2 protein-coding genes (1 of these 2 running past the window's edge) are annotated in these 17,407 nt (G+C 69.4%); both read right to left on the reverse strand.

Annotation, left to right across the window (positions count from 1 at the left end; all coding sequences use genetic code 11):
* Positions 1–36: 36 nt before the first annotated feature.
* Positions 37–14,256, reverse strand: a complete 14,220-nt coding sequence (locus VA599_RS10785; RefSeq protein ID WP_346788571.1) for an SDR family NAD(P)-dependent oxidoreductase — start codon at positions 14,254–14,256, stop codon at positions 37–39.
* Positions 14,253–17,407, reverse strand: the 3' portion of a protein-coding gene (locus VA599_RS10790) for an SDR family NAD(P)-dependent oxidoreductase (protein WP_346788572.1). The gene runs 12,361 nt beyond the window's last position; the window shows 3,155 of its 15,516 coding nt (coding positions 12,362–15,516); its start codon lies off the right edge, out of view — the gene reads right to left on this strand; its stop codon occupies positions 14,253–14,255. The genes VA599_RS10785 and VA599_RS10790 overlap by 4 nt, the downstream gene beginning before the upstream one ends.

Genomic DNA, 17,407 nt, shown 5'->3' on the forward strand with positions numbered 1-17,407 from the left:
CATGGATCGCACTCGCGCGCGCCGCGCGGCGGCTTGTCAAACCAGGTTCTTCAGCAAGCGCGCGCCTTCGGCGGGGCTCAACGTCGAGTCCTCTATCCGACCCAGGGTTTCCATCAGCCGGGACAGGCCGTCAGCTTGAGGCGCGGCCGATTCGGCGCGGCGTTGAACGGTTTCCGGCAACCAGTACTCGTCCCGGGCGAACGGATAGCCCGGCAACTCGATCCGGCGCGGCTCGCGCCCGCGGTACAACCCGCGCCAATCGATATCGAAGCCTTGCATCCACAGCTCCAGCAGCTTGGTCTGCCTGCCGGCGGCCGCCCAGCCCGCGATCGCGCTCTTGATGTCGTCGTCCTGCAGAATCCGCTTCAAGCCCTCAGGCCCGCGCTGCGTCTGGCCGCGCCAGACGCCGTCGACCACACGCTCCTCGTCGGCATAGGCGCTGAGCATCGAGATCAGTTGCTCCAGGGATTCCGCCGCCAGACCCAGCCGCTCCTCCATCGCTTCGCGGCCCACTTGCAGGGTGTAGGCCAGCGCCGCCAGGTCCACATCCTTGCCCGATGCGGCTAGATAGTCGCGCAGCTCCCGCGCCTTCTGCCTGAGTTGCTCCGGCGTGCGCGCGGACAAGGGCAGCGCGGCGATGCCGCCAACCGACAGCTCCGCCAGGCGCGCGGGGCTCTGGGCCCGGTATTCGCCGACGATCACATGGGCGTTGGCTCCGCCGGCCCCGAACGAGGAAATGCCGGCGATGCGCGGCTTCTCCCCTCCCCCCGCCGCCATCGGCCGCCGCCACGCCGCCAACTCGCGGTTGACCTGGAACGGCGTCTTGTCGAAGCGGATGTGCGGATTCAGCGTCTCCGCGTGCAGCGACGGCGCCAGTTGGCCGTGCTTGATCTGCAGCAGAACCTTGCTCAGCCCGGCCACGCCGGCCGCCGCTTCGCAGTGGCCGATGTTGGACTTCACCGAGCCGATCGCGCAGAAGCCGGTATCGGCGGTGTCCTTGGCGAAAGCCTGTTGCAAGCCGGAGATTTCGATGGGGTCGCCCAGCTCGGTGCCGGTTCCATGCGCCTCGATATAGCTGACGTCGCGGGCGCTGATGCCGGCCTTGTCCAGCGCGCGGCGCACCAGATCGGCCTGCGCCGCCGGATTGGGCACGGTGAAGCCATTGGTCTTGCCGCCGTGGTTTACCTGGGTGGCCAGGATCACGCCGTGGATGATGTCGCCGTCGGCCACGGCCCGCTCCAGGGGCTTGAGCAAGGCCACGCCGACGCCCTCGCCCGGCACGAAGCCGTTGGCCCCGGCGCCGAAGCTCTTGCACTTGCCGTCCGCGGACAGCATGTGCTGCGACGACATGTCGGTGAAGCTGGTGGAATGCAGGTACAGGTTGACGCCGCCGGCGAAGGCCAGATCGCAATCGCCGTTGGCGATATGCTCGCAGGCCTCGTGCAGCGCGGTCAGCGAGGACGAGCACATGGTGTCCACCGGCAGGCTGGGGCCGTGGATGTCCAGGAAATAGGACAGCCGGTTGGCCACCGAGGCGAAAGAGGTCCGCGGCCAGAACTTCTCGTCATTGCCGTCCAGCGGCCGGTGCAGGTTGTAGCCGGCGCGGGTGATGCCGGCGAACACGCCCACTCTGCCGCCGAAACGCTCCCGCAGGTCCCGACGGGTATAGCCGGCGTTCTCCAGCGCGTGCCAGGCAGACTGCATGAACAGCCGCTCCTGCGGGTCCATGTTGTAGGCCTCGCGCGGCGGGATGCCGAAGAACAGCGTGTCGAACTCGGCGAAGCGGTCGACGAAGCCCCCCTGCTTGCAGTAGCTGAGGCCCGCGTCCACCGCCTTCTGCTCGTCCGGCTGGTAGAAACCGGCCAGTTTCCAGCGGCGCGCCGGGATTTCGCCGACGCAGTCGTCGCCGTTTTTCAGCCGCTGCCAAAAGGCTTCCAGATCGTCCGCGCCCGGATACATGCCGCTGATGCCGATCACGGCGATAGGGCCGCGCCCCGGCTGCCTCGGCGCGGCGACCGGATGCGCAGCCGCAGGCTCCGGCTGGAGAATCGATGCCGCCGCCGCGACAGCCGGCGCGCTTTGTCCGCACAGGCGGATCAGCGCGTCGGCGTGGGTATGCGCCAGGTGTCCGGCCAAGGCGTCCAGGGTCTGGAACTGGAACAGCAAGGTGCTGCCGATCTCGCCGAAATGCTGCTGCAAGCGCTGATTGACCAGATTGACGATGATGGAGTCAAAGCCATAGCGCTCCAGCGGCTCGGCCGGATCGATATGGTTCGGGTCCAGCTTCAGCGCGTCGGCGAAGACCTGGCGGCACAGTTCCACCGCCTTGGCCCGCAGCGCGGCCTGATCCAGCGGCGCCGCGGCCGCGGATGCCGGCGGCGGCCAGACGGACCCCTCTCCTCCGCCGCACATCGCCTCCAGCCGTCCGCGCTGCGTCCGCAGCAGGTGCTCCGCCAGCGCGGCGATGGTCTGGAACTGATACAACAGCGTGCTGCCGATGTCGTCGAAATGCCGCTGCAGCTGCTGGTTGACCAGCCCGATCACGATGGAATCTATGCCGTAGCGCTCCAGCGGCGTCTCAGCGTCCAGTTCGCGCTCGTCTATTTTCAGCGCCTCGCCTATCACCCGCTTGCACAGGGCCACGGCGGCTTCGCGCAGCGACGACGCCGATGGACGGACGGCGGCGGCGGGCACCTCCACGCGGGCCGGCAGGGCCTTTTGCGCCGCCGACGGCGGAATGTCCGGCTCGCGCTGGCGCATCACGCCGTCGCTGACGGCGACGATGATCTGCTGGCCGGCGGCATGCGCGCCGCGGCAGGGGAAATGCACGGCGGAGAAGCCCTCCTCCTCCAGCACCCGCCGCCAGGCCTCGGGGAACAGGCCCGGGGAACCCGGAATCCGCACCTCGTCGTCCTCGTTCAGCCACCAGCCGTCCAGCAAGCCGAAAGTCAGATGGCCGCACACCGAATGCAGGCTGATTTCGTTCATCAACAGCGCGCCGCCGCGCCGCAGCAGCGCCTTGGCGTTGCGCAGCGTGTTGCGGATGTTGCGGGTGGCGTGGATCACATTGGCCGCCACCACGAAATCGTAGCTGCCCGGCGCCACATCCTGGCCGGCGAGCGGCTTCTCCACATTGAGCAGCAAGGTGCGCAGGTACGGCGCCGTCGGCGCGTATTCACGCTCGGCGTGGAACAGGAAGGCCTTGGAGATGTCGGTGTAGCAATACTCCGCGATGCGGTCCGCGCGCGGTGCCAGCCGGTCGAGAATCCCCGCCGTGGTGGCGCCGGTGCCGGCGCCGATTTCCAGCAGCCTCAGCCGCGCCGACGGCTCCGCCGCCAGCCGCGCGTCCACCGCCGCCAGCAGCGTGTCGCGCAGGCTTTGATTGAAGGCCAGCGAGTGGACGTCGGTTTTGTATACCCGCTCCACCCACTCCAGCGAAGAGCCAGGGAAGATCACGTCGGTCGCCTTGCGCGCGCCGCTCAGGATGTCGGGCAGCGCGCGGACGCAGCGGTCCACCAGCCGGCACAGCTCGCTGCCGCCGGGCCTGCCCAGCCAAGCCGGCAGCGCGGCGTCCCACTCCCGCCACGCGGCATCCAGCGGCGCAGCCTCGTCCACGCCTGCCCTGGCGATGATCTTGCGGCTCTCCTCCAACCAGCGGCGCAGGCCGGCCGCGGGATGGGTCGCGCCGCGGATCACGCCGGCCATCAGCCGGATCAGCAGCGGCTCCATTTGCTCGCCGGCCCGGCCTTGCAAGGCCGCGAAGGCCTCAGGCAGCGGCAGGCTGTCGAAATCCAGCAGCGCCGGCAGCGTTTCGCCATGCGCCGGCTCGGCCAGCCATTCGCCGTCCGCGCACAGCCGGGCGGCGGAGCCGCGCGCCACCCGCGATATCGACATCTGGGAGAAATCGCCGGCCAGGAAGGCGTCCAGCGCGGCCATGGCTTCGGCTTCCCGCAACGGACGGTATCCGCTGGCATGGAAAAAGCCCTTGAGCGCATCGCTCAGCTTGTCGCCGGCGCCGATGTCCCAATAGCCCCAATTCACGACCTTGACCGCGCACGGCCACAAGCGGGCCAACTGGCCGGCGAAGGCGTCCTTGAACGCGCAGCCTGCCGCGTAGCCGCCCATGCCCGCGCCGCGGACGAAGGAGGCGTTGGAGGAGAAGAACAATGCGAAATCCAGCGCCTCGCCGGCGAAGGCCTGGGCGATGCGGACGCTGATGTCCACCTTGGCCGCCAGCACCGCGCGGAAATCGGCCTCGGACACCGTTTTCAGGCTCTGGTCGAACGCGCCGACCGCCGAGTGCGCCACCCCGTGGATGGCGCCGTGGCGGCGCTTGATCTCATCGCGTGCCGCCTCCAGCGCGCCCGGCTGCCGGGCGTCGGCCTGGATGTATTCCGGCCGGGGGCCGAAGGCGGCCAGATCGTCCAGCTTGCGCCGCAACGCCTCGTCCATCGGCCGGCGGCCTATCCAGACCACCTGCGCGTCGCAGGCGGACATCACGTGCCGGGTCCAGGCCTCGCCAATGCCGCCAGCGCCACCTATCGCCACATATACGCCGCCGGCGCGGTACGGCGTCTCCGCCGGCTGCGCCATTCTGGCTTCCACCAGCTTGCGCGCGAACCACTCGCCGCCGCGCCAGGCATAGCAAGCGCCCTTGCCCCGCAGCGACAAGCCGCCCAGCGCCGCGACCGCGTCCTCGCTCCACGCTTGCAGATCGCACAGTCTCAGCGACCAGGCAGGATAGGCGTCGGCCAGGCTGCCGCACAAGCCCTGAAGGCCGGCGTGGGCCGGATTGGCCGCTTCGCCCCTGTGCGTGGCCAGCGCGCCAATGGTGATCCAGTCCCATTCCAGCGCCTGCGAGTCCAAGCCAAGCCGCTGCAAGGCCCGCGCGAGGCGCAAGGCCCTCAGCGCGCCGCGCGCCTGATCGGCGATCAGCGACTCCTCGGACAGCTTGGCCGCGTCGCCGGCATGCGCCAGCCAGACCAGGCGATCGAAACGCTGCCCGGCCAGACGGTCCGCCAATTGCTCCATTTCGCCGTCGTCGGCGAGAAAAGCGAACGCCGCGGCCGGATAATGCCGCCGCAGCAATTCCGCTTGCGCCTCGTCCGCTCCCAGCACCAGCGCGCGGCGTCCAGTGGACGCGTCGCGGCCGGTGTCGAACAGCCGGTCCCATACCGGCGTCGCCGTCTCCAGAATGTTCTCGTCCGCCGCCGCGACGCGATCGGCCGGGCTCTCCGCCTTCGCCCTGCCCGCCGCGATCCAGTAGCGTTCCGCGGCGAACGGGTAATTGGGCAGCTCGATGCGGCGCGGCGCCGCGCCGGGATACAACAGGCTCCAGTCGAAATCCAGACCCTTGGCCCACAACTCCAGCAGCTTGCCCAGCCTGCGCTGGCTCAGCCATTTCTCCACCAAGCCGGCGCGCACTTCCGCGTCCTGGTTCAGCAGCTTCAGGCTGTCGCGGTTTCGCCTCGCGTCGCCGCGGTGCGCGCCATCCGGCATCGGCTCTCCGGCGACGAAAGACGCCAGTTGCCGGCGCAGCTCCGCCACGCTGGCCGCGAGAAAACCCACGCGTTCGTCCATGGCCTCGCGGCCAAGCTGCAGCGTGTAGGCCAGCTCGGGCAGCTCCGGTTCGCTGACATTCAGCGCGGACAACAGATCCGCCGCCTTGCGCCGCAGTTGCTCCTCCGTGCGCGCGGACAGCGGCACCATCAGCCTGCCGTCCTGATTCAGGACCGCTATCTCACGGCTCGCCCGCCGCGGCGCCAGGTATTCGCCAAGCACGATGTGGGCGTTGGTGCCGCTGAAGCCGAAGGAGCTCACCGCCGCCAGCCTCGCCCGCCCATCCTCGCCGCGCCACGGGCGCAGGCTGTCGTTGATGTAGAACGGGCTGCCGTCCAGCTGGATGTGCTCATTGCGCTGGCGGTAGTGGATGGTGGGCGGCAGCTGGCGGTGGCGCAGCGCCTGCACCAGCTTGATCATGCCGGCCGCGCCGGCCGCGGTCAGGCAATGGCCGATATTGCTCTTCACCGAGCCGATCGCGCAGTAGCCGGCGCTATCGGTGAACGGCCGGAACGCCGCCTTCAGCCCGGCCACCTCGATGGGGTCGCCCAGCTTGGTGCCGGTGCCGTGCGCCTCGACCAGGCCGATTTCAGCCGGGTCGATGCCGAAGCGCCGGTAAACCGACTGCAGCAGCTCGCTTTGCGCGTCTTCGTTGGGCGCGGTGATGCCGTTGGATTTGCCATCCTGATTCACGCCCCAGCCGCGCACCACGGCCAGAATGCGGTCGCCGTCGCGCTCGGCGTCGGACAGGCGCTTGAGCAGCAAAGCGCCGACGCCCTCGCCCGGCACGAAGCCGTTGGCCCGCTGGTCGAAAGCGTGGCAGCGGCCGTCCGGAGACAGCATGCCGGCCTGGGCTGTCATCACGTGCATGGACGGCCCGCCCATCACATAGACGCCGCCGGCCAGCGCCAGATCGCAATTGCCGGCGTTCAGGCTATCACAGGCGGTGGCGAAAGCCACCAGCGACGACGAGCAGGCGGTGTCTATCGCCAGGCTGGGACCGCGCAGGTTCAGCATGTAGGCGATGCGGGCCGCCAGGATGGAGCTGGCCGTGCCCAGGAAGCCCTGGGCGCTCAGCCGCGCCTCGTCCGACGGCATCAGGTAGTCGCTGGCGCCGCAGCCGACGAACACGCCGCAGCGGCTGCCCGACAGCGCGCTCGCGCTGTAACCGGCGTTTTCCACGCAATGCCAGCCGGCCTGCAGGAACAGGCGCTGCTGCGGGTCCATCGCCTCGGCTTCGGTCGGCGAGATGCTGAAGAACAGCGGATCGAAGCAGTCGTATCCGTCCAATGCGCCCAGCCAGCGGCTATTGGTCTTGCCGGGCGTCGGCGCGCCTTCCCGGTAGTATTCGGCCAGGCTCCAGCGTTCCGCCGGCACCGCGGCGACGCAATCGCGGCCTTCCGCGATATTGCGCCAGAACGCGTCCACGTCACCGGCCTTGGGAAATTGGCCGGCCATGCCGATCACGGCGATGGCTTCCGGCGCAGGCCTGCCTTTGGCGGCAGCCTTGCCGCGGCCCGGTTTGCGCCAGGACGCCAGCGTCGGCGCGGCCTCAGGCTTCGGCGCCGCCGGCTTTTGCCCGGTAGTCGGGGCCGGCATCCGCAAAGCCTCGTCCCGGACCGGCCCCGGCATGGCTTCGGCCACCAGTCTGGCCATCTCGGCCAGCGTCGGGTGGCTGTAGACGCGGGTGGCCTCGATATCCACACCGTAGCGCTCGTTGATCTTGCGCACCCAGGTGACGCCGGTGATGGAGTCCAGCCCCAGCTCGATGAACGGGGTCTCGTCGTCTATTTCGTCCAAGCCCAGATGCAGCTCCCGCGCCAGCAGCTCGCGCAGCGTCGCCGCCACATCGCCTGAATCGCCGGAACTGACGGCCACAGCCGTTGCCGCGCCACTCGACTCGCGGCCGGCGAGCAGCTCCGCAAGGTGGCCGGCCAAAGCGGCCAGGGTCGGGTGGCTGTAAACGCGGGTGGCTTCGATATCGGTGCCGAACCGGGCATTGATCTTCCGTATCCAGGTGACGCCGGTGATGGAATCCAGCCCCAGCTCGATGAACGGCGCGTCGTCGTCGATTTCGGCTTCCCGCAGCAACAGCTCCTGCGCCAGCAGCCTCCTCATGGCGTCGACGATGTCCGCCGCGCCTGCCGTAGGCGCACTGGCCGGGCGAACTTCTTGCGGCGATTCTCCGCCGAAGCGGCTTTCTATCCGCCGCAAGGTGTCGTCGTTGCGCACGAAAGTGGCTTGATGCATGGCCACCTCTAGGCGATAAGCCTCGTCGCGGGCGACCAGCAGCGGTTGCGCCAGCAGGCGTTTTAGCCGGATCAGGCGCTCGCGCGGTTGGCCGGCGATGCGGGCGGCCCGCTCCAGCGCGGCGTCCAGCAAGGCGCGGCGCGGCAGCGCGGGCAAGCCGCGGCCGGCCAGATCGGCGCCGGACTGCTCGCGCGCCGTCAGCAACGTTTCCCGCGCCAGATCCAGGCCCAGCCGTTCCGGGAATATCAGGGTGGAGCCGGCTCCCGGCGTGAAGCCGTAGGACATGTAAGGGTTGAAATAGCGGGCCTCTTCCGCAGCCCAGGCCAGATCGGCGAACATGCCGAACGCCCAGCCGCCGCCTATCGCGTGGCCCTGCATCGCCGACAGCACCGGCAGCGGGCATGCCAGGGCCAGCTGGAAGGCCATTTCGTCGGTGAACTGCGCTTGGCCCTTCTGAATAGCCTGCAGGGTTTCACGGGTGCCGCCGGTGGCGAAGTAGCCGTCATGGCCGGTAAGCACCACGATCCGGCAAGCGGGCGCGGAGGCGGCGTGGGCGAACGCCCGTTTCAATCCGTCAACCAGCGCCGGGGTGAACATGTTTTTCGCCTCGCGCTCGCGCATGGCCACCAGCGCCACGCCGTCGGGGCGGATGTCCAGACTTACCGGACCGAAATCCAAATCGAAAGATTCGGCTTGCGACGGCGCGGCATCGGCCGGATCAACCGGCGGCAAGGCGCTCAACTCCGCGTTGCGGCGCGCCTTCCAATCCCGCGCCAAGCCGCGCGGCCAGCTCCGCCATTGAGAGGCGAGCGCCAAGGCGCGCGGCAACGCGCCGGCGGCATCGGCGATCTCCGCCGCGCCGCACAGCTGCCCCAGCGACAAACCGGTTCGGTTGTCCGCATCCAGGCTCAATTCGCGCGCCGCCTTGCCGCCCAGCCGCAGAGCGGCCAAGCGCGCGGCTTCGTCCTCCAACGCCGGCGCGGAAGCCAGGCCCGCGAAACCGTAGCGCCCTTGGTCGACAAACACCGCGGCGTCGCACCACAGGCACAGCCACCAAGCCAGCCCGGTCGCGTCGCCATCGCAGGCGGCGATCAAGGGCAAGGGGCTGGCGCGCAAGGCGTCGCGCAACACTTCCGCCTCGGCCGCCGGCCATTGCCCGGCATCGCCGGCCAGTCCGGCCGGCAAGCCGGACAGCACGATGGAGCGGCAAGCCGGCAACAAATCCGCCCGGGCATAGGCGGCGCGCAGCTCCGCAGCCATCGCGGCGGGGCTCCACTTCTTGCCTGCAGCGGCGGGCGCCACCAGCAACGCGCCTTGCCGCAAGCCCTCATCCTCCGTCTGGCTGGCCGCCGCTTCCGGCAGGCCGGCCGGCGCCAGTTCGGCGGCCTGGGCCGCCACCTTGCGTCCCAGATGGGCTTTCAGCAGGCGCAAGGCCTCGGCTGGCTTGTCCGCCAGATCGCGGGCCAACGCCAGCGCGCGCTCCGCCGCTTCGCCCCGGGCCGAGACCGGGCACGCCAAACCCATGCGCGCCAGCTCCGCGCCGCTTGCAAGAGCCCGGCGGTAAAGCGTGGCCTCGGCCAGCGCCTCGCCCAGCCGAGCGCGCAGCAGACGGTCTTCCGCTCCGCTCGGGAACAGGTTCGCGGCCGGATCGGCATAGCCGTACTCGGCATCCTCGGCCAACACCATGAAATCGCACAGCAAAGACAGCAGCCAGCCCGCGCCCACAGCGCCGGCGGCAGGCGCGGCGATCAGCGGAAACGGGAAGCAAGCGACGGCTTGCGGCAGACCGGATGCTATGGCCGCGTCGCAGGTTTCGCGTCCGCCGCGCCAGCTTTCATCGCCGCCGGCCAGCAGCAAGGCCTTCAGCGACGGCATCCGGCTGGCCTGCTCCAGCGCGCTGGCCAGTGATGCCAAGCCGGCTGCCAGGTTTCCGCCCGGCACATCGAGACGGAATATGCCATCGCCCAAGTCGCGCAACCGGTCGCTTACCCCTGCTGCGCCAGCAGCGGAAACATCGGACAGGGCCAGCCTCGCTTTGGCCGCTAGCGGCGCGGCGATAGGCTCCGCCGCCTCGGCGAGCGCGACGAGGATGGGCTTGCCGCGGCTCGCCGGCGGGGCCGAAACCATAGCGGCGGCGGGGTGCGGCGGCTCGTCCGCGCGCGGCTCCTCCGCCTGCACTGCTAGTTCGGGCTCGGCGGCGCGGCGGCGCAAGCCCGCCAGCCGGGCGAGGACCTGTCCGCCGTCGTCGCATAAATCGATATCGAAAACGCCGGCCTCCGCCTGGCGCAGATATAACCAAGCCGCTTTGCCAGGCGCTCCGGACAGCCGCAACTCGGCAAGCGACAGCGGTTCGCCGCGCAGGCCGGCCATCTCGTCCAGCAACGAAACCGCCATCCGCAGGCCGTGGGGACTCAGCGTCCACTCGCCGCCTTCGTCGCCTGACGGCAGCGCCGCCAGCCGGCATCCCTCCGTAGACCACAGGCCGGATGCTCCGGCCCGCATTCCTGCCCGCAGGCTGCTCAGATCATGCCGCTCGGCCAGCGGCTCATCTGTCCGCTCGGCATGCACCTGGCAATGCACGGCCTCGCCGGTATGGATCTCGACATCGACATGCTCGTCGTCCCGTGCCAGCAAGACGGCGCGCAACGCCTGTTCGCGTCCCGCCTGCGCCGGCGCGCCCCAGCGGACATCGCTCAGCGCCCAGCCGCATCTGGCTTCGGAAGCGGCGTCCAACGCGAAGCGCGCCATCTCCAGCATCAGCAGCGCCGGCAGCCGCTTGAAGCCGCCGACGGCTTCAAGAAAAGGCTCTTCGCCGGAAAAACGGGTTTCATACGCCTGCTCACTCAGGCTGGAAACATTGGCGTGCGCCAACGGATGGAGATCCGCGCGGACGGATGGCATCGCCGCCGGTGCCTGCCAGTAACGCTCGCGGGCGAAAGGGTAACCGGGAAGGCTGACCAGTCCCGCTCCGTCCGCGCGCAAGCGCTCCCAGCCCCAGTCCAGGCCTTCGGCCCACAGTTTCGCCAGCTTATTCAGGTCTGCGGAGGCGATCGCCTGCTCGGCTTCGGCTCGCAATTCAGCGCCGGCCTCGTCCAGCGTCAGCATGTCTCGCGACTTGACGCTGCCCTGGAAGGCGGCGCGGCCGTCGCGGACAAAAACTTCCAGCTGCGCTTGCAGTTCCTGGGCCGAGGCCGCGACGAAGGCCGCGCGCTCGACCATCGCCTCGCGGCCGCTCTGCAGCGTCCGGGCCAAGCCCCGGATGCCGATGCCGCCTGCGCGCAAGCGGTCCAGCAGATCGGCCGCGCGCTGGCGAAGATGCTCCGGCGTGCGCGCCGACAAGGGGGCAATGAAGGCTGATTCGGCCGCGGTTTGCGGGCTGCTGGCCGGACGGTACTCCTCGATGATCAGGTGGGCGTTGGAACCCCCGGCGCCGAAGGAAGACACGCCGGCGACGCGCGGCAGCACCCGTCCATCGCGCGCCGGGCGCGCCCAGGGGCTCAGCGTCTGATTGACGACGAAGGGCGTGGCCGCGAAATCGATATGCGGATTCAGCCGGTTGGAATGCAAAGACGGCGCGATCGCGCCGTGCTTCATCTGCAACAGGACCTTGGTGACGCCGGCGATGCCGGCCGCCGATTCGCAATGGCCGATATTGGATTTGGCCGAGCCGATGCGGCAGAAGCCGGCCTGTCTTTCGTCCGGCGCCAGCCCCTCGTGGAAGGCCCGGGTCAACGCGGCGATCTCGATCGGATCGCCCAGCTTGGTGCCGGTGCCGTGCGCCTCTATGTAGCCTACGTCGCGCGCGGCCACGCCGGCCTCCGCCAGCGCCATGCGGATCACTTCCGCCTGGGCCTGCGGATTCGGCACCGTGTAGCCGTTGGTTTTGCCGCCGTGGTTGAGCGCGCTGCCGCGGATCAGACCGTAGATGTGGTTGCCGTCGCGCTCCGCGTCGGACAGGCGCTTGAGCACCGCCACCCCGACGCCCTCGCCCGGGATGTAGCCGTCGCCGCCCTCGCCGAAGCTCTGGCAATGGCCGTCGCCGGAAATGAACTGGCCGGCGCTCAGCATCAGGTATTTGTTGGGATGCACCGTGACATTGACGCCGCCGGCGAGCGCCAGCGCGGTGCGGCCTTGCCTCAGGTCCTGGCAAGCCAGATGGATGGCGGTCAGCGACGACGAGCACATGGTGTCCAGCGTCAGGCTGGGGCCATGCAGATCAAGGAAGTACGAGGTCCGGTTGGCGATGCTCGCCAGGCTGCCGGACAGATTGTATTCGCCGTACATCACGCCGGCGTAAACGCCGACCTGCCCCGCCCGCCCGTCCGCGGCCGCGGCTTGCAAGGCCGCTCGGCTCAGGCCGGCATCCTCGACGGCCAGCCAGGCGTGCTGCAGGAACAGACGCTCCTGCGGGTCGATGCCGGCGGCTTCCTTGGGCGAAATATTGAAAAAGCGCGGATCGAACTCGTCCACGCCTTCGATGAAACCGCCCCATTTGCTGTAATGGCGGCCGGCTTCGCCGCGGTCTTCGCTGTAATGCTCGCGCCAGTCCCAGCGAGAGGCCGGCACCTCGACGATGCAATCGCGGCCTTCGCTCAGATTGCGCCAATACGCGGCCAGGTCCCATGCCTCGGGATAACGGCCGCTGAGGCCGACGATGGCGATGGGTTCGTTCGCCGCCGGCGCGGGAATGGTTGGCGCGGCCGATCGCTGCGGCCGGCCGCGGCGCGCGATCGCGGGCACTGCGGCCGGCGCGATGGGCGCGGATGCCTCGGGCGCAGGCACCTCAGCTGCGAACAAGGCCAGCAGGGCCGGCTTTTGCGCCTGCAGGAAATAGTCGGCCAGTTCGTCCAGGGTCCGGTATTCGAAAAACAGCGTCTTGGCCAGGGTGCCGAAGGTTTTTTCCAATTCGCCGGTCACGTTCATCGCCAGGATGGAATCGATGCCGTACTTTTCCAGCGCAGCCCTGCCCTCGATCCGCTCAGGCGGCAGCTTGAGCGCGCCGGCGAAGACGCCACGCAGAAAGTCGCGCGTGCGCGCGGCCAGATCGGCGGGCTCGGCCGTCGCGGCCAAGGTCCGCGCCATCGGCTGCGCGGCCTGTTCGCGCGGCTCCAGCGCCTTGCGCATCGCCGCGGGATCGCCATGCATCGCCATCAGCGCGCCCTGCGGCTGCGACAAGCAGCGGCGCCATGCCTGAATGCCGGCCTCCGCGCTCAATGAGCCCATGCCGGTGCGCTTGCGCAGCGCGTCCATATCCGCGGCGTCCACATGCATGCCGCCGTCCAGCCAGTGCGGCCAGGCGATGGCCGCCGCTCGGCCGCAGCGCTCTCCAACAGCCGCCAGACGGTTGCGGTAGACCGCGAACTGCTCGAGAAAGCCATTGGCCGCGGCGTAGTCGGCCTGGCCGAGATTGCCCGCCCAGGAGGCGATGGATGAGAACAGGACGAAAAAGTCCAGCGGCAGCGCGCGGGTGGCGCGGTCCAGGTTGCGGCAACCGGCCACCTTGGGCGCCAGCACGGCGCGGAAGGAATCCACTGTCTTCTTCAGGATGAATTCATCCCGCAACAGGCCGGAGCTATGGATCACGCCGTCCAGCCTGCCGTGGCGGGCCAGAATGTCCGCCACCAAGGCGTCCGTCTCGGCCGCGTTGGAAATATCGGCGCGCGCGTACTCCACGCGCCCGAGGGCTTGCAGCTCGGCCAGCATGGCCTGCTCCGGCTCGGAACGGCCGGCCAGCACCACCGCGGCATCCGCGCCGCGGCTCAGCATCTCGCGGGCGAACAACCGCCCCAAGCCGCCCAGGCCGCCCGCTATCAAATAAACCCCGCCTTGCCGGAGCGCGTCCGGCGCAGTCGGCGCCTCGTCGATGACGCGCCAACGGCGCGCCTGTCTGCCGGAGCCATCCAGCCGGACCGCGACGTCCGACGATCCGCCCCATTCGGCGCGCAGCCCGCGCGCCAGAGCTGCCCCGTCGACGCCGGCGGAAACCAGAACCAGCTGGGCGGCGACCGCCGGGTTCTCCAGCCTGGCCGTTTCGAACATCCCGGCCAGGCCGATCAGCCATTCGGCCTCGTCGCCGGCCACAACCAGCTGCAGGCGGGCGGGAGACTGGGGACGGGCCCGCATCAGGCCCCGCAGCGCCTCGAAAACACCCAAAGCCAGCGCTTCGTAGCCCTCGCCATCCAGCATCCGGCAAGTCGCCGGCGCCAGTCGCGAAGACAGCGCTTCGGCGTCTTTGGGACTGAAGCCGCGCAGCAGCACCAGCCGCTCGCCCGCGCCCTCTCCAGCCCCGTCCGGCGCGACGGCCGCTTCCCACTGCGGCGAAGCCAGCAGCGTGGCGAGCGCCTCGCCCTCCGTCCGTCGAAGCGTGGCGATTCGGAGCATGGCGTCCTGCTGCGAGAGTTCGCCGCTCGCCAGCGCGCGATAGATACGTTCCAGCTCTTGCTTCATAAGTCCAACCCAGTCAGTTCAACCGCCTGCTCGGCGGAGAGTTCGTTGTTGAGGACGCGCGCGATGATGGCCGCGACACGGGTCTGTTCGTCGCCGCCCAACGGCCTGGCGGAGAAGCCGCGCATCTCCACGCACACGACGCCATCCCTGTCGCACATATCGATATCACACTTGAATAGCCGTCCTTCCGCGCCGCCCGAAACGCGGCGCAGCCAGGCGAACATCCCGCGTTCGCAGTCCTTGAACACTCGCATCGACTCCAGCGCGTACGGCAGCCATGCGCCGTTCTCTCCCGCCGTGTCCGCGATCAGCGCGATGGCGCCTTGCAACGCGCTGTCCAGCATGCCGGGCGGCAACGGGCAGTCCGGGCCGCCGGCCGGCAGCCGCAGCTCGGCCAAGGCCTCGCCATCGCCCAGATGCAGCGCGGCGATGCCCTGAAAGCTCGGCCCGTAGGCCAGGCCCATCGCGGAGAAGCGCGGATACAGCTTGTCCGGCCCCCATTCGCCGCGCCGCATGCCGGCGCGCAGGCTTGCCATGTCCAGCCTCGGCGGCTGGGTTTCCGCCTCCGCCTCGGCCATGCCGCGGCAATGCAGCGTTTCCCGGCCGTCCGCATCCTCGCTGCGGACTTCGAACGCAATCGCGCCGTCATCGGCGGATGTGAGATCGACGATCACGTCAACCGCGCCATCCGCCGCCAGCGGCTGCGACCACACCACGTGCGCCAGGCTCAGCCGCAGATGGCTTTCCTCCGGCGGCAGAGCGTCGGCCAGCGCCGCGCGCGCCATTTCCAGATAGGCAGCCGCCGGCAACACCGGCTTGCCGTTGACGCGATGGTCTGCCAGGAAGGACTCATCGCCCAGAAAGCGGCTGCGGTAACGCTGCTGGTTCAAGTTGGATGCGTTGCGGTGCAACAGCGGATGCAGCGCGCCGCCCTTTGCCTCCGCTTTGGCCGCCGGACGGACCCAGTGGCTTTCGCGGGCGAAGGGATAGGTCGGCAGCGCCAGCTTCCGAGGCGCGCCTTCTCGATGCAGCGCGCTCCAATCCAGATCCACGCCGCGCACCCAAAGGCTAAGCAGCTTGGGCAGATTGCGCCGCGCCAGCCACTCGCCGGTCAGCCGGCGCATGTCCTCGTCGGCGGTGAACAGGCTTAGCGTGTCCTCGTCCAGCGCGGCCGGACTGAGGTGGACGCCATCCATGCGCCGCCCTGCCAGATAGGCGGCCAGCTGTTCGCGCAACTGCGCGGCCGAAGCGGCGACGAAGCCGGCGCGGCGCGGCATCGCGTCGCGGCCGGTCTGCAAGGTATGCGCCACGCGGGCCAGATCGGCCTCGCCATCCGCAAGCCAGGCCAGCAGCGCCTCGGCCTGCTGCCTCAGCTGCTCATCACCGCGCGCCGACAGCACCACCGCATGGCTGCCGTTCGTGCCTGACACGACCGGTTCCGCCTGCGGATATTCCGAAATCACCACGTGGGCGTTGGTGCCGCTGAAACCGAACGAGCTGACCGCCGCCACGCGCGGAACGTCGCTGTCCCAATCGCGGCAGGCCGTGTTGACGTAGAACGGCGACGCTGTGAAATCAATGTGCGGGTTCGGCTGCCGGTAATGCAGCGACGGCACCAGCTTGCCGTGGCGCAGGCACAGCAGCGCCTTCACCATGCCCGCTACGCCGGCAGAGAAACCGGCGTGGCCGATATTGCTTTTCACCGAGCCCAGCGCGCAGGCTTGCGCCCCCGCGCCGCCGGCGCGGAACACCGCGCTCAGCGCGTCCACTTCGATGGGGTCGCCCAGCGGGGTCGCCGTGCCGTGCGCCTCCACGTAGCCGATGCGGCGCGGATCGATGCCGAAACGGCCGTACACCTGGCGCAGCAGCCTTTCCTGCGCGTTGGCGCTCGGCGCGGTGATGCCGTTGGTCTTGCCGTCCTGATTGACGCCGGAGCCTTCGATCACGCCGAGTATCTCGTCGTTGTCGGCCAGCGCCCGGGACAGGGATTTCAGCAGCAGCACGCCGCAGCCTTCGGAGAACACGATGCCGCCGGCCTCGGCGTCGAAGGCCGCGCAGCGGCCGTCCTTCGACGGCATGCCCACCTGGGAGGTCAGCACGTGGCCTATCGGCGTAGTCAGCAGATTGATGCCGCCGGCCAGCGCCATCTCGTTTTCGCCGTTGCGTATGCTTTCGCAGGCGAGGTGCACCGCCACCAGCGAAGACGAGCAGGCGGTGTCCACCGCGATGGCCGCGCCCTTGAGGTTCAGATAGTAGGAAATCCGCGCCGCCAGTATCGCGCTGGACGTACCCATGAAGGCCGCGCCCGCTCCATCCCGGCCCACGTCGCGCAGTACGCGCCCATAATCGCCGGACGCGCAGCCCACATAGACGCCGCACCCCTCGCCCGACATCGCGCCCGGCGCATAGCCGGCGCTTTCAATCGTCTTCCAGCATTCCTCCAGGAAAATGCGCTGCTGCGGGTCCATCAGCTCCGCCTCCGCCGGCGAGATGCCGAAGAACAGCGGGTCGAACAGGTCGATGCCGTCCAGCAGGCCGGCCCATTTGGAATAAGAAGTGCCCGGATGGCGCGGATCGGGATGGAACCAGGCCGCGCGCTCGCCCCAGCGCTCGTCCGGAATCTCGCTGATGCTGTCCACGCCCTGACTCAGATTGCGCCAGAACGCGTCTGCGTCCGGGCTGCCCGGGTAACGGCAGGACATGCCGATGACGGCGATTTTCTCCGCATATCCGGTTTGCGCCGGAACGGCCGGCGACGATGGCGACTCTCGGCCTCGCAAGGCTTGGGCCGATACCCGCCGCAGGCTGATCGCCTCCACCGACGCCACCGTCTCGCCCGCCGCGTCGATCAGGACGAAATCGAACTCGAAAGCGTCGAACGCGCGCGAGCGCAGCCGCGCCAGGCAGCGGTATTCGCGGTCGTTCAGCGCCCCGGGCACGCTCACCGCGCCTATCCGGTGCGGCAGAAACTGGTCGTCGCTGGCGCCATAGTGCCGCGCCGCCAGATGGCCCGCGTGGTTGATCACCGTGCACAAGCCGCCGTACAGCGCGAAGGGGCTGGCCAGGAAACGGTAGCCGTGGCCGGCGACGCGGATCTCGCCGCGCGCCGCCTCTTCCCCGAATGCCAGCGAGCGCAGCGGCGCGTAGCAGG

The sequence above is a fragment of the Chromobacterium indicum genome (assembly GCF_039708975.1).
Lineage (GTDB): Bacteria > Pseudomonadota > Gammaproteobacteria > Burkholderiales > Chromobacteriaceae > Chromobacterium > Chromobacterium piscinae.